This is a genomic window from Rhodococcus sp. FW305-130 (assembly GCF_058788335.1).
In genome coordinates this window covers 738,744-752,779 of record NZ_JBYTAP010000001.1, presented here as the reverse complement: position 1 = coordinate 752,779, position 14,036 = coordinate 738,744, and the positions used below count along the sequence as shown (strand labels likewise).

The window sequence follows — 14,036 nt, the reverse complement described above, 5'->3', positions numbered from 1 at the left end:
GGGTTGGCGTCAGCCGACAACGCGGTGCAACGCTCTGTGGCTGCTGCGTTTGTTTCACTAGGAGGCTTCCGTGACCGACGGACCGTTGATCGTCCAATCCGACAAGACGCTGCTGTTGGAGGTCGACCACGAGCGCGCCGGCGATGCCAGGCAGGCAATCGCCCCCTTCGCGGAACTCGAACGCGCCCCCGAGCACGTCCACACGTATCGCATCACTCCCCTGGCCTTGTGGAATGCCCGCGCCGCCGGACACGACGCCGAGCAGGTTGTCGACGCTCTGGTTTCGTTCTCACGATTCGCTGTTCCGCAACCGCTGCTGGTCGACATCGTCGACACGATGGCCAGGTACGGACGCTTGCAGCTGGTCAAGAGCCCGGTGCACGGCCTCATCCTGGTCAGCCTCGACCGGGCAGTCCTCACCGAGGTGATGCGACACAAGAAGATCTCACCGATGCTCGGTGAGAAGGTCGACGACGACACGGTGATCGTCCACCCGAGCGAACGCGGCCGCCTCAAGCAGATGTTGCTCAAGGTGGGCTGGCCGGCCGAGGACCTCGCCGGCTATGTGGACGGCGAAGCGCACCCGATCGATCTCGCTTTCGAAGAGGGCCACTGGGAACTGCGCGACTACCAGCAGATGGCAGCGGATTCGTTCTGGGCCGGCGGCTCGGGCGTCGTCGTGCTGCCATGTGGCGCCGGCAAGACGATGGTGGGCGCAGCAGCCATGGCAAAGGCCAAAGCCACCACACTCATCCTCGTCACCAATACCGTCGCCGGTCGTCAGTGGAAGCGTGAGCTCATCGCCCGCACGTCGTTGACCGAGGAAGAAATCGGCGAATACTCCGGCGAGCGCAAGGAGATTCGGCCGGTCACGATCGCGACCTACCAGGTGATCACGCGTCGTACGAAGGGCGAGTACAAGCATCTCGAACTCTTCGACTCCCGCGACTGGGGACTGGTGATCTACGACGAGGTCCACTTGCTGCCCGCGCCCGTCTTCCGGATGACGGCAGACCTGCAGTCGCGCCGCCGTCTCGGCCTGACCGCAACGCTGGTTCGTGAGGACGGCCGCGAAGGCGACGTCTTCTCGCTCATCGGCCCCAAGCGCTACGACGCTCCGTGGAAGGACATCGAAGCGCAGGGCTGGATCGCGCCGGCAGACTGCGTCGAGGTGCGAGTGACGATGACGGACGCCGAGCGCATGTCCTATGCCGTCGCCGAACCGGAGGAGCGCTACAAACTGTGCTCGACGGCGCACACCAAAATTGCTGTCGTGAAGTCGATTCTGGCGAAGCACCCGGATTCACCGACCTTGGTGATCGGTGCGTATCTCGATCAGCTCGACGAACTCGGCGAAGCCCTGAACGCGCCGGTGATCAAGGGATCCACCAAGAACAAGGAACGTGAGATCCTGTTCGATCAGTTCCGCAACGGTGAGATCCAGACGCTGGTGGTGAGTAAGGTCGCGAACTTCTCGATCGACCTTCCGGAGGCGTCTGTCGCCGTGCAGGTTTCGGGAACCTTCGGATCGAGGCAGGAAGAAGCTCAGCGACTCGGGCGACTGTTGCGCCCCAAGCACGACGGCGGTCAGGCCCACTTCTATTCGGTGGTTTCCCGCGACACTCTCGATGCGGAATATGCGGCACATCGTCAGCGATTCCTCGCCGAACAGGGCTACGCCTACCGGATCACCGACGCCGATGACCTGCTCGGACCTGCAATCGGCTGAGCATTTCTGCAACACGTTGCAGAATCAAATGGACATACGTCCAGTTATCTGTAGAGTGTCCCCTGTCACAGTCGTGTCAATCGGCCGGGGGTCACCAGCACCATGCGCTCAGTTCCACGTCTACGGGGTCGGCTCGCCGGAACCATCTCGCTGCTGACTGCCGCCGTCGTCGTCGCCACGACCGGCGTCAGCGCCGCGGCACCGAGTCCTGCTCCTACCGCGCAGAACTCGGTGTACGCACTTGCGAACGGTTGCTTCGCGCTGCGCACCGAGTCTGGTGATTTCGTCCGTCGTGACGGGTCGGCGTACCTCACCGACGTAACGAAAGCCGCAGACGCCGAACCGTTCCGGCTACATGCGGCCCAGTTGGGTCGTTTCATGCTGTACGGCCCGGACGGGTCGATGCTCTCGCACGACGGCGCGGACTCGGTACTCGCCACTTCCGAAGCAACTCCCTCCACCGACTGGACCGTGATGTCCACCGGTGAATCGTTCGTTCTGACCGCGACCTCGAACGGCCGTCAACTGATCTCGCGCGACTTGACGCTCACGATGTCCGATCCCGGTGACGTTCCCGAATCTGCGTTCACGCTGATCCCGCGCGACGGCTGCGCCGACTTCCCCGAAGCGGAGGTGGGCGCAAACGGCGTTCCAGGAGAAATCGGACCGAACGGTGAAGTCACGGGATTCATCGACACACACGTGCACATGAACGCTTCCGAGTTCATGGGCGGAAACCTGCACTGCGGCCGACCTTTCGACCCTCAGGGCGTCACCGCAGCGCTCGTCGACTGCCCGGACCATCAACCCGACGGGATACCTGCGCTCCTCGAAAACGTTCTGTCGTACGGCAATCCCTTCGAAACTCACGACACCACCGGCTGGCCGAGTTTCGCCGACTGGCCGGCGCACGATTCACTGACGCACGAGCAGACGTACTACAAGTGGGTCGAGCGCGCCTGGCGTGGTGGTCTGCGAATCTTCACCAATCTCTTTGTCGCCAACCGTGTGCTGTGTGAGCTGTATCCGAGCAAGCGAAATCCCTGTGACGAGATGGAGACCGTCCGGATCCAGGCGCAGCAGACACGCGAACTCCAGGACTACATCGACGCCCAGTACGGCGGTCCCGGCCGGGGTTGGTTCCGCATCGTGAGCTCCCCTGAACAGGCCAGGCAGGTGGCCGCCGACGGAAAGCTGGCCGTCACCCTCGGGGTGGAGGTGTCCGAACCCTTCGGTTGCTCTGTGCGCAACGGTATTCCGCAGTGCACCGAGGACGACATCGACCGCGGCCTGGACGAGTTGTACGACCTCGGTGTTCGGCAGATGATCGTCACGCACAAGTTCGACAACGCCCTCGGCGGTGCCCGTTTCGACGGCGGCGTCACCGGAGTGGCCGTCAATATCGGCAACTACCTGGGCACCGGGGAGTTCTGGCAATCGGAACCATGCACCGGCGTTGCCGAGGACAATGTGCTGCCCACCAAGGTCGACGGCGCACAGAATCTTCTCGCGGTACTCCCACCCGGAGTGACGCTTCCGGTGTACCCCTCTGGTCCGCAATGCAATTCGCACGGCCTGACCGACCTCGGCGCATACACGATCCGAGGTTTGATGGACCGAGGGATGATCGTGGACATCGATCACATGAGCGTCAAGACCGCCGAAGAAGCCCTCGACATTCTCGAAGCAGCGAACTATTCCGGTGTTGTTTCCAGTCACAGCTGGAGCGACCCGAGCCTCTACAAGCGGATCTACGCGCTCGGCGGATTTGTCGCCCTGTACGCCGGGCAACTGGACGCATCGGACGACAAGCCCGAGGAGCGTGGGTTCATCGACCAGTGGCGCGACGCACGGACAATGCGAAGCGAGAACTACTACTTCGGTTTCGGCTACGGCGCAGACACCAACGGCTTCGGGCCGCAGGCCGCACCGCGCGGTGACGCCGCCGAAAATCCGCTCCAATATCCGTACACCGCCTTCGACGGCACCGTAATGGACCAGCAGCGCGCCGGCACCAGGGTTTTCGACGTGAACACCGACGGCGTTGCCCAGTACGGGATGATTCCCGACTGGATCGCGGACATGCGTATTGCTGCGGGCGCCGACGGTGACACGATCATCGAGGACATGAGCCGTGGCGCCGAGGCTTACCTGCAGATGTGGGAGCGCGCGCGAAACTAGCTACGCTGGTGGACGGCTCCCGGGAGATCGGGGGCCGGTCCTAGATCGTCCGGCACCACCCGAAGGATTTTTTCGTGGCTGACTTCCAGTTCACCGTCGACAAGGCCCACGCCAAGTCGGTCAACGACACACTGGCCGACGTACGCCGCCTGCAGATTTCTGCGGTGATCTTCGCGATCGTCCTCGCCGCGGTCGGAGCCTGGCTGATCAGCATGGGTGAGGTGTGGTCCATCATCATCGGCGCGGTCCTCGCCATCGGTGCGGCCAGTTCACTGTGGGTCGCCTTGTGGGCACCTCGCAAGGTGGGAAGCGTCGAATCTCTGTATGCGGACAACCCACTGGTTCCCGCGATCGTCACCGAGGTTCACCCTCGAGCGGCGACCCTGACGGCACTGATCGACATCGCGAAGCCGGCGGCCGGAGCACCGAAGTACGCGCTCGTCAGCCGCAATGTTCGACTCAATCCGAAGTGGCGAGTCGGCGACCGCATTCCGTCGGTGGCACTGCGTTCGGATCGTTCCACCCGCAGCAAGGCTGACACGTGGCAGATGGTCAGCCCCATGCCGATCGAGTGGGGAACCAAGGACTCGGCAGTGCTGGCACGCGCGATCGCAGCTGTCAGTGCGAGCGAGTGGAACTTCCTGCAGAGCCGGATCCCCGACTCCGAAGAAGTTCGCACCCACCCCGATCGCCGGGTTCTGATCAACCCGGCCGATCTTCCTGACTCCCTGCGCTAGCCCTAACGGTTACGCAAGCGCGGGCAGCACTTCCTTCTCGAACATCTCGATTCCCGACGTGTCGTACGCGGCCTCGGGGAAGTAGAAGATTCCGTACTCGAGTCCCTGCGCCTTGAGCGCCGACAGGTTCTCGATGATCTGCTCGGGTGTACCGACGGCAGGCATTCCGCGGAACGCATCGAGCGACGCATCGGCGGCAGCTTCGCCGACCAACGGCGTCAGTCTGTCCTTCAGTGTCTCCAACCGCTGAGCCACCTCGGCTTCCGTCGCGCCGATGGCCACGTTGTAGTTGGCCGAACGGACGATGGCATCGAAATCGGTACCGACGGTGTCGCAGTGCTTCTTCAGGATCTCGGACTTGTGCGCGAAGCCGGCCGGGGTGCCGTCGAAGTTTGTGTACTGCGCGTACTTGGCCGCGATCTTGAGTGTGACCTTCTCGCCGCCACCGGCAACCCAGATGGGAATTCCGCCCTCTTGCAATGGAAGTGGACGGCACAGCGCTCCCTCGACCTGGTAGTACTTGCCGTCGAGCGTCGAGCTGCCGGTCGACCACGCCTGCTGCATGATCTGGATTCCTTCGTCGAGGCGGCCCAGACGCTCACCGGCAGAGGGGAAACCGTAGCCGTACGCGCGCCACTCCTGCTCGTACCAACCGCCGCCGATGCCCATCTCGACGCGTCCACCCGTGATCAGGTCGGTGGTCGCGGCGACCTTGGCGAGGTACGCCGGGTTTCGGTAGCTCATGGCGGTACACATCTGGCCGAGTCGGATACGCGAGGTCGACGCACCGAGTGCGGCCATCAACGTCCACGCCTCGTGAGTCGCTTCTTCCGTCGGCTGGGGAACGGTGTGAAAGTGGTCGTAGACCCACACCGACTCCCACGGCCCTGCCTCCGCGCGCAGCGTGAAGTCTCGCATCACCTCCCACTGCTTCGCGGGGTCGATGCCGACCAGGTCCAGACGCCAGCCTTGAGGTACGAACAGTCCGAATCGCATGTAGCGAGCCTACCTACAGTTTCCCGACGCGCGACCGGGGTGACACCCGCGGAGAATAGACCGGAATGAAGCGGAACATCATCGCCGCGCCGGCGAACGAAGTCGCGCCCAGTGCGGCAAATGCCCACCCGAGCGGGAACACCGCGGCGAGAAGACCGATCGCGAGCGGCCCACCGAACATGCCCGTGTCGTGCGTCAATCGCCATGCAGCGAGGAACTCGGCGCGCTCTTCGGGCGGGGCGATATCAGCGCCGAGAGTCATGATCACGCCGTTGCCCAGTCCGTTGCCGATCCCCATCACGACAGCGACCACGGTCAATCCCACTGCGCCCGTCGAAAACGGCAACATCAGGTACGACACACCGATCACCGTCAGCGAAGGCACCGCGACCAACCTACGTCCGTATCGGTCCATGATGTGTCCGGCCGGATACGAGCACAGCAGGTCCACGGCCGCACCGATACCGAAGATCACACTCACCTGGGCTGCATCCAACCCGAGGTGCAATGCCCACAATGGAAGAACGGCCTCACGCGAAGCTCGGGCGGCGCCCATCAGAAGGGAGCCTGTCCCGAGCGTCGACAGAGCGGCACGATGACGGCGAAGGATCTCCGGGAGGGTGACGTGCCCGTGATCACTGTTGCCCGCCTGCACCTTTCGTGGCGGGTCGGGAACGCGGGCCATCAGCGCCCCGGCGAGCACGACGCCCACCAACTGGACGAGGAATCCTCCGCGCGCTCCCACCAGGAGAATCACGCCGGCACCGATGAGCGGTCCCAGGAAGAAACCCAACCGCCACATCGCGGCGAACGACGACATTGCTCGGGCCCGAAGACCGAGTGGCACGGTCTCGGCGAGGTAGCTCTGCCGCGCAAGGCCCCACACCGCATTCGCCAGTCCGGTCAACAGTGCGCCGATACCGAGCATCCACGGAGTCTGTGCAAGCAGACAGATCACCACTCCTGTTGCACCCAAAGAACTTCCGCCGATGATCGACCTGCGCTCACCGAAACGCGACACTATCCGGCCGGCAGGGAGGTCACCGAGTACGGCACCCAAGCCACCGAGCGCAACGATCAGGCCGGCGACGGCGACCGATGCACCCAGGTCGCGCGCGGTGACGGCCATGATGGGGGCAGCCGCACCCTGACCGATCCCGAAGATGGCCGCCGGCACGAAAACCGTTGTGACCAGTGGCTTGAGTCCGGCAATCGCCGGCTGTTCCTTGGGCAGTGTTTCCGTCACGCGCTCACTTCTGCCGCGTCAGCGGCCCGCGAGAACCGGTTCGCCGGACGATCGAGGCCGTAGTGGCCCCGCAGGGTCGATTCGGTGTACTCGGTTCGGAAGAGCCCACGCGCCTGCAGAATCGGCACGACCCGGTCGACGAACACCTCGAGCCCTCCGGGCAGATAGGGCGGCATGATGTTGAAGCCGTCCGCTGCGCCCTTGTCGAACCATTCGGTCAACTCGTCCGCGACCTGCTCCGGTGTCCCGGCAAAAGTCCGATGCCCACGGCCACCGCCGAGTTTGCCGATCAATTCACGGACGGTGAGGTTTTCGCTCTCTGCAAGATCTTTGACGAGCTGGTATCGACTCTTGTTCCCTTGGATGCGATCGATGTCCGGCAACGGTGGCAGCGGGGCATCCAGAGAATGCTCGGTGAGATCGACACCCACCATGTTCGAGAGCTGGCGCAGCGAATACTCCGGAGAGATCAGGTCCGTGAATGACTGCTCCAGAGCCTTCGCTTCTTCTTCCGTATCCGCGATGAAGGGCACGATGCCCGGCAGCACCTTGATCTCGTCGGGACTACGCCCGTACTTGATCAGCCGCGCTTTGAGATCGTTGTAGAAATCCTGCCCCTGCTCGAGTGTTCGTTGAGCGGTGAACACGGCTTCGGCATACCTCGCCGCGAAATCCTTACCGCTCTCGGAGGAACCGGCCTGTACAAGCAGCGGACGTCCCTGTGGAGACCTCGGCGAATTGAGCGGGCCAGCCACCGTGAATCGTTGACCGTCATGGTCGATGCGATGGACACGATCAGGATCGGCGAAGATTCCGGTCTCTTCGTCCAGGACAACTGCCCCCTCTTCCCAGCTGTCCCAGAGTCCGAGCGTCACGTCGAGAAACTCCTCGGCGCGCTCGTAACGACCGCTGTGCGTCGGTACCGCATCGAGGCCGAAGTTCGCGGCCTCGTCGGCGCCGGCCGACGTCACGATGTTCCACCCGCCTCGTCCGCCACTGATGTGATCGAGGGAAGCGAACTTCCTTGCAAGAGTGTACGGATCGCTGTAACTGGTCGACGCGGTTGCAATCAACCCCACCTTCTCGGTGGCCGCAGCGATCGCCGACAGCAAGGTGACGGGTTCGAAGATCGCCTGAGTGTTGTATTTGACCCGCGGGCCGACTGCTAGACCGTCGGCGAAGAACACCGAGTCCAGCTTGCCACGCTCGGCGATTCTCCCCAGTTCCTGGAAGTGCTTGACGTCCAGAAGGTTGGCCGCATTTGTAAGTGGGTGGCGCCACGCCGCCTCATGATGGCCGACGCCCATCAGGAAGGCGTTCAGATGAAATTGTCGTTCGGACATGAGTTCGCAGAATCTTTCCGTGAAAGTGTGGTCAGGTGGTGACGCGCCAGCGCGAGAGCCGACGTTCGATCAGGACCAGAATCGCGTTGATTGTCAGACCCAACAACGAGATCGCGACGATGCCCGCATACATGTTCGGGATCTGGAAGTTGAGTTGGGAAGCGGTGATCAGATACCCGAGACCGGCTTTGGCCCCGACCATTTCGGCGGCGATCAGCACGAGAATCGACGACGCGGCGGCCATGCGGATACCCGTGAAGATCGTGGGAACTGCGGCGGGCAGAACCACCTTCTGGAACAGCCGAATCGAGGAGAACCCCAGCGAGGCAGCGGACTTGATCAGCAGGGGGTCCACTGTTCGCACACCGGAGATCGTGTTGAGCAGAATCGGGAAGGTGCAGGCGTAGATCACCAGGGCGATCTTCGATTCCTCACCGATTCCGAGAATCAGCACGAAGACGGGAAGCAGAGCCAAGGCTGCTGTGTTGCGGAACAATTCGAGAATCGGGTTGAGGAAGTCGGAGACCGGGCGGTACCAGGCGATCGCGATTCCCAACGGAATCGCGATCGCAATGGCCACGAAGAATCCGGTCAGCGCACGCGTCAGACTGGCCGAAACATGCTCTTGCAATTGTCCGTTCTCGGCGAGAGTGAAGAATGCGGACACAACTTCGGTGAAGGGCGGGAGGAAGACCTTGTCCACCAGCCCGAGCCGAGGTGCCGCTTCCCAGATCCCGAGGAAGATCGCGATCGCAATCGACGGCTTGGCAATCCGCCAGGCGGTGGAACCAATGTAGCGCGCCGCCTTGCCGCCGGCCTGGCTCCGCTGCGCAATGTCAGGTGTTTTGTCGGGCAACGGTTTCGGGTCGACGACCACCTCCGGCGTCGCCAATGCGCTAGACATGTGCAACCTCCTTGGCAGGATCGAGTTCGCCGGCCCGAGCGCGCTCGACTTCACCGTGCAGCAGCGTCCAGATCCGGTGCCGGAACACACGGAACTCCTCACCTGATCGCACGTCGTCGCCGGACCGGTCGATGTCGATGTCGACGATCGTCTTGACGCGCCCCGGGCGCGAAGTCAGTACTGCAACACGTTGCCCGAGGTAGATGGCCTCGTCGATTCCGTGGGTGATGAACAGGATGGTCTTGCCGGTGGCCTTCCAGATGCGCAGAAGCTCGTCCTGCAGCGACTCTCGCGTCTGTGCGTCCAGCGCAGCAAATGGTTCGTCCATCAGCAACACTTCGGGATCGAAGGCCAAGCTGCGGGCGATCGCGACTCGCTGCTTCATTCCACCGGACAACTCGTGCGGATAGCGATCCGCGAAACCTTGCAGACCGACCAGTTCGAGGTAATGCTCGGCGAGTTCGCGTCGCTCACTCTTCTTCACGCCCTTCGCCTCGAGTCCGAACTCGATATTGTGACGTGCAGTTCGCCATGGAAGTAGCGCGTATTGCTGGAAGACGATTCCCCGATCCAAGCCTGGGCCCGTGATCTGCTTGCCGTCCAGAAGGATTCGACCGGAAGTGGGCGAACTGAGTCCTCCGAGGAGGTCCAGCAGAGTCGACTTGCCGCAACCACTCGGCCCGACGAGGACCAGGAACTCCCCCGGCGCCACGTCGATGTTGATGTCCTCGACCGCGGTGAAAACTTCGTCGGTCCCACGAATGTCGAACTGTTTGGTGACGTGCTCGAGCCGTAGTTTCGGTTCTGTGCTCATTTTGCTGCCTCCAGTGCCTGTCCGTCAGCGCCGCTGTCGGGTGAATACGTTCCGTTGGCGTACGGGTTGAATTCGTTGGTGTAGATGTCCGACGGCTTCAACTTTCCTTCTTCGAGTTCACCGTTACGGGTGAGCCAGTCGATCCACGTGCTGATCTCGGTATCGGTGATGGTTCCGCCGGGACCGGCAACTCCTGGGCTCTTCCAGTAGCTGATGAGCTTGGTGTCCTCGTTGCGTCCGCGGCTGTTGATGATCGACGTCAGCTTCGCGATCACTTCTTCTCGTGGGTGCGTCTGGGTCCAGCGAATGGCCCGCGCTGTTCCCTGTACGAAATCGGCGACCGCCTCCTTGTTCTGCGCGATGTAGTCGTCACGGAACACCAACGTGCCGTAGGTGAACGAGCCGAACAGCGATTCGTCGGTGAACAGCTCGCGAAGACCACCGCGTTCGAGCGCTGAGTCACGGAAGACCGAGCCGAGGGTGGCGACATCGATCTGTCCCTGCCGCAGCGCCTGTTCCGTGTTGACCGGCGGAACGACGATCAATTCAACCTGCTTGATCTCGTCAGGCGTAAGTCCCTGCCGCGCAAGCCATTCACGGACGACGAACTCGTGGTGCGCACCAAGGGTGTTCATCCCGACCTTCTTGCCGATCAAGTCCTTCGCCGACTTGATCGGACTGTCGTCGAGTACGTAGTACCCGTTGAAGCTCTCCTTGTCGGAGCCGTAGTACCCGATGACCGAGGTGATCGGTGAACCCGCGGAAGCCAACTTCACCACCGCACCGTTGAACGCTCCGCCGAACTCGGTTTGACCAGTCGCTGCGTTCTGAATGCTCTGAGGGCCGCTGGTCGTATCGCCGATCCAGTTGAGCTCCACGTCGTTGAAGTAACCGAGGTCAGCGGCCAGTTCGGGGTAGATGACCTGTCCGGTGCTGCCCTCGTACCGCAGGACGGTCTTGCCGTCGGCGGTCTTGACGACTTCGTCGGAGGAGCCCGAGCAGGCAACGGCAAGGCTGGACAGAGTGGCAAAGGCGACGGCCGCGGCTACCGAGCGCGCGAAACGAGGGCGAATCATGAAGTTGCTTCCTGTAGAAGATGATTGGTTCAGTTCTCGGCTACACCTGTCCGGAGCGCCGTGTGCGGCGCTCGGCACAGGCAGGTGTGGGGAATGTCAGTTCAACGACAACAGTTGAGCGACATGAGCGGGAAAGACCGAAACACGTGAGACTCCAATGAATGTGAAGACAGAATCGAGCCGTTAGCAGTGCCGAAACCATACGTCGGCACCCACTACCTGGGTCAACGGTTACATTCATGCCGGATTTAATGTGTGAGGTCCGTATCATGAGGGCATGCTTTCGCCGACGACTGCGCAGGACTTCGAGCAACACCGTGGCCACCTGACGTCGGTGGCCTACCGTCTCACCGGAAGTTTCAGCGACGCTCAGGATGCGGTGCAGGAGGCATGGATACGCTTGCAAGTCGCACAATCGAGACAAGGAAGCGACCTCGAGATCCGGGAGCTGCGCGGATGGCTCACCACTGTTGTCGGTCGGATCTGCCTCGATCATCTCAAATCGGCCGCAGTCAGAAGAGAAAGCTATGTCGGACAGTGGCTTCCGGAGCCGATCGTCACGCCCGTCGACGCCACCGCGGGCACACCCTCAGCGATACCCGATCCGCTGGAGTACGTCGTGACGCAGGAACAGAATCGTTTTGCGGCCCTCGTCGTCCTGGACACCCTTACTCCCGCTCAGCGCGTTGCCTTCGTCCTGCATGACGGCTTCGACGTGCCCTTCGCCGAGGTTGCGCGCATCCTCGACATCGAAGTAGCCACTGCCCGTCAGTTGGCCTCGCGGGCCCGTAAAGCCGCAGCGTCGGCGCCGGTCCCGGTCAGTAGCGAGGAGCATGCTGCCGCCGTCGAGCGATTGGTGACGGCTATCGCGAGTGGAGATCTGAACGCCGTGATCGATGCACTCGATCCCGATGCCGTCCTGATCGGTGACGCAGGCGGAACGACCCGCACGGCTGTCAACATTGTGCGCGGCAGCGATCGTGTGGCGCGGTTCTACCTGGGATTGGCCCGCAAGTACGGACCGGCAGCGGTGTTCTCGATGTCACCGGTTCTCGTCAACGGACGGCTCGGCGGTGTATTCGCCGGCTCACCAGGGGATGACCAGTACCCGCAGTTCGCCGCTCGCGTTGCCGGCTTCACTGTCCGCGACGGAGTTGTGTGCGCAGCCTACGATATTGCGAATCCAGCCAAGTTCAGCGCTGTGCCGATGCTCGATCACACCGAACCCGAACGCAAGTAACGAGACTCCCATTCCTCGAGGTGTGATCTGGACACCTGCGTTCCGAACCACAGTCGGTGCAGTACATCCGATCCCAGATGATGCAATTCGGTGTGCGTCCTCCACTGCTGCGACGCCCACTCGGGTTCGTTGTGGGCGGCGTCGATCCCGGCCATCGCGCTACCTCGCAGTTCGAAGTCCAGGTCCCGTCGAAGCTCCGAAAGCTCCGACCAATTCGCCTGTGGTGCATAGTGCCTCGCGCGAATTTCGGTCAGTAGCTTGAACAGGACGCTACTCGCCCGTTCGTCGACCCAGATCAGAGTGCGTCGATGCGCACCGCGCCCCACCGTCCACAGGACCACCAACGCCACGACGACGCCGATTGCCGTCTCGAGCATGCGGCTGAGGATCAGATGTTGGACGGTGCCGTGCGCACCACCGGCCGCGCCGAGGAGAATCGCGAGGGCGGTGATGAAGATGACGGCTATCCCGTAATTCCGCACCAGGAACAGCTCGATCCCGGCCATCAGGACGGCAAGTACCGCCACCAACCACAGACCGGTCGGACTCCAGGCGTAGATGGCACCCAACAGAATCAACCCGAGGACGGTTCCGCCGATGCGGTGAATTCCGCGATAGGTGCCCAGTATTCGATCCGGTCCTTGATGAAGGACCATCGCCGCGGCGATCACCGCCCAGTCCGGGCGATCGATGCCGAGCAGGACGGTGAGGGTTCCCGCGGCCATGCAGGCAATGGACAGCCGAAGTGCCGTGACCGACGCTCGGCTGGACGGATTGCAGGCGCGGAGGAACCGATATCGGATCGTCGGATCGGGCAGAGGCGGGTGAGCCCCGACCTCGTCGACGTCGAACGCGGGGTCCGCCCTGAGCTCCGGATCGTGGTCGTCGGAGATCGCTCTGGCCATCGAGATCTGCGCTCGTTCGAGTTCACGGGTCAACGGGTGGTCTTTCCCGACGATTGCGCCGCGGTAAAGGCACTGCCACGCGTCGTGCAGCCGAAGTGCTGCAGCGTGGCGTTTGTCTCGCGTGAGTTCGGGTGGGGCGTACGCCGCCTGAGCGTCCGTGTACTCCGCAACGGCCGATACGGCTGCCTGTACAGCGCTGCGTTCGACAGCTCTCGGTGCCCACACGATTCCCGTCATCGAGACGACCACCGCGCTGATCCCACCGATTGCCGTCCACATCGCGACCTCGACCGGCGGCTGGCCGGGAGTGGCGATCACGGAGCTGATCTCGGTGGTGAGCAACAGAAAGAACGCGCCCGGAGGACCCAATCGAAGCGCGTCGACGGTGAAGGCGCAGGTCGACACCACGACGGCCATGATCAGCACGACAAAGACGAGCAGCACCGTCGGCGCTCCCTCGGCGATGGCTCGGTGGACGGGCTCACCCACTGATGCCCCGATGAAGGACAGGATCGTCAGCGCCGTCGCGGCGATACCGACTGCCTTCCACCTGCTCCGGTACGGACGACCCTCACCGTAGATCGATGCAAATGCGCCGAGGCCGACCAGGAGCGACGCAGACCCGAATCCGAGCAGTGTGGCGATGGCCGCCGGAATCGCCAGGGCGAGGGCGACGCGAACTGCTCCGGGGTACCGGTTTCCCACCGGTGGCAATCCGAACAGGACGCTGCGCGCCGGCCGCGGAGCCGGGAGGTTGGACTCGTGACCCGCTGATGTTTCTTCGGGGTCCACTGCCCATCCTTCGCGCCGGCCTGTTCGTGTCTGTGTCGTCCCATTCTTGCGGGCGGCCGACGTGGAATTCGAG

The 14,036-nt window shown here is 62.8% G+C and carries 11 protein-coding genes; 4 read left to right on the top strand and 7 right to left on the bottom strand.

Annotated elements, in window-relative coordinates; all coding sequences use genetic code 11:
• Positions 1-70: 70 nt before the first annotated feature.
• From AC3WQS_RS03645 to AC3WQS_RS03635, 3 genes are all read left to right on the top strand, one after another.
• Positions 71-1,729, top strand: a complete 1,659-nt coding sequence (locus tag AC3WQS_RS03645; RefSeq protein WP_019744947.1) for a DNA repair helicase XPB — start codon at positions 71-73, stop codon at positions 1,727-1,729.
• 102 nt (positions 1,730-1,831) lie between these two features.
• Positions 1,832-3,910 carry a peptidase gene (locus AC3WQS_RS03640; RefSeq protein ID WP_492713466.1) on the top strand — a complete coding sequence of 693 codons (2,079 nt, stop codon included), beginning with the start codon at positions 1,832-1,834 and terminating at the stop codon, positions 3,908-3,910.
• Positions 3,911-3,984: 74 nt separating this feature from the next.
• Positions 3,985-4,647, top strand: a complete 663-nt coding sequence (locus tag AC3WQS_RS03635) for a DUF3239 domain-containing protein (protein ID WP_020970500.1) — start codon at positions 3,985-3,987, stop codon at positions 4,645-4,647.
• A 9-nt stretch (positions 4,648-4,656) separates the two neighbouring features.
• On the opposite strand, the gene AC3WQS_RS03630 is transcribed toward AC3WQS_RS03635, so the two are convergent.
• The 6 genes from AC3WQS_RS03630 to AC3WQS_RS03605 are packed head-to-tail and all read right to left on the bottom strand — an operon-like array spanning position 4,657 to position 11,026.
• Complete coding sequence (locus AC3WQS_RS03630) at positions 4,657-5,643, bottom strand: LLM class F420-dependent oxidoreductase (protein WP_492713465.1); 987 nt, start codon at positions 5,641-5,643, stop codon at positions 4,657-4,659.
• A 13-nt stretch (positions 5,644-5,656) separates the two neighbouring features.
• Positions 5,657-6,889: an MFS transporter gene (locus tag AC3WQS_RS03625; protein ID WP_021332205.1), complete on the bottom strand. Its 1,233-nt coding sequence runs from the start codon at positions 6,887-6,889 to the stop codon at positions 5,657-5,659.
• A complete protein-coding gene (locus tag AC3WQS_RS03620; protein WP_492713464.1) occupies positions 6,886-8,232 on the bottom strand; it encodes an LLM class flavin-dependent oxidoreductase in 1,347 nt (448 codons plus the stop codon). Before AC3WQS_RS03620 ends, AC3WQS_RS03625 begins: the two co-directional genes overlap by 4 nt.
• Before the next feature lie 31 nt (positions 8,233-8,263).
• Complete coding sequence (locus AC3WQS_RS03615) at positions 8,264-9,136, bottom strand: ABC transporter permease (protein WP_042952728.1); 873 nt, start codon at positions 9,134-9,136, stop codon at positions 8,264-8,266.
• Complete coding sequence (locus AC3WQS_RS03610; RefSeq protein WP_003940477.1) at positions 9,129-9,950, bottom strand: ABC transporter ATP-binding protein; 822 nt, start codon at positions 9,948-9,950, stop codon at positions 9,129-9,131. The genes AC3WQS_RS03615 and AC3WQS_RS03610 overlap by 8 nt, the downstream gene beginning before the upstream one ends.
• Positions 9,947-11,026, bottom strand: a complete 1,080-nt coding sequence (locus AC3WQS_RS03605; protein WP_492713463.1) for an ABC transporter substrate-binding protein — start codon at positions 11,024-11,026, stop codon at positions 9,947-9,949. Before AC3WQS_RS03605 ends, AC3WQS_RS03610 begins: the two co-directional genes overlap by 4 nt.
• 277 nt (positions 11,027-11,303) lie before the next feature.
• Here AC3WQS_RS03605 and AC3WQS_RS03600 point away from each other — a divergent pair, with 277 nt between their 5' ends.
• On the top strand, positions 11,304-12,266 hold the full coding sequence (locus tag AC3WQS_RS03600; RefSeq protein ID WP_492713462.1) for a sigma-70 family RNA polymerase sigma factor: 963 nt from the start codon (positions 11,304-11,306) through the stop codon (positions 12,264-12,266).
• Here the strand turns inward: AC3WQS_RS03600 and AC3WQS_RS03595 are convergent.
• Positions 12,242-13,963: an FUSC family protein gene (locus AC3WQS_RS03595; protein ID WP_492713461.1), complete on the bottom strand. Its 1,722-nt coding sequence runs from the start codon at positions 13,961-13,963 to the stop codon at positions 12,242-12,244. The genes AC3WQS_RS03600 and AC3WQS_RS03595 overlap by 25 nt on opposite strands.
• Positions 13,964-14,036: the final 73 nt, after the last annotated feature.

Coding starts and splice junctions, on each gene's coding strand:
- AC3WQS_RS03640 (WP_492713466.1), top strand. CDS start 1,832: ATGCGCTCAGTTCCACGTCTACGGGGTCGGCTCGCCGGAACCATCTCG.
- AC3WQS_RS03630 (WP_492713465.1), bottom strand. CDS start 5,643: ATGCGATTCGGACTGTTCGTACCTCAAGGCTGGCGTCTGGACCTGGTC.
- AC3WQS_RS03620 (WP_492713464.1), bottom strand. CDS start 8,232: ATGTCCGAACGACAATTTCATCTGAACGCCTTCCTGATGGGCGTCGGC.
- AC3WQS_RS03615 (WP_042952728.1), bottom strand. CDS start 9,136: ATGTCTAGCGCATTGGCGACGCCGGAGGTGGTCGTCGACCCGAAACCG.
- AC3WQS_RS03610 (WP_003940477.1), bottom strand. CDS start 9,950: ATGAGCACAGAACCGAAACTACGGCTCGAGCACGTCACCAAACAGTTC.
- AC3WQS_RS03605 (WP_492713463.1), bottom strand. CDS start 11,026: ATGATTCGCCCTCGTTTCGCGCGCTCGGTAGCCGCGGCCGTCGCCTTT.
- AC3WQS_RS03600 (WP_492713462.1), top strand. CDS start 11,304: ATGCTTTCGCCGACGACTGCGCAGGACTTCGAGCAACACCGTGGCCAC.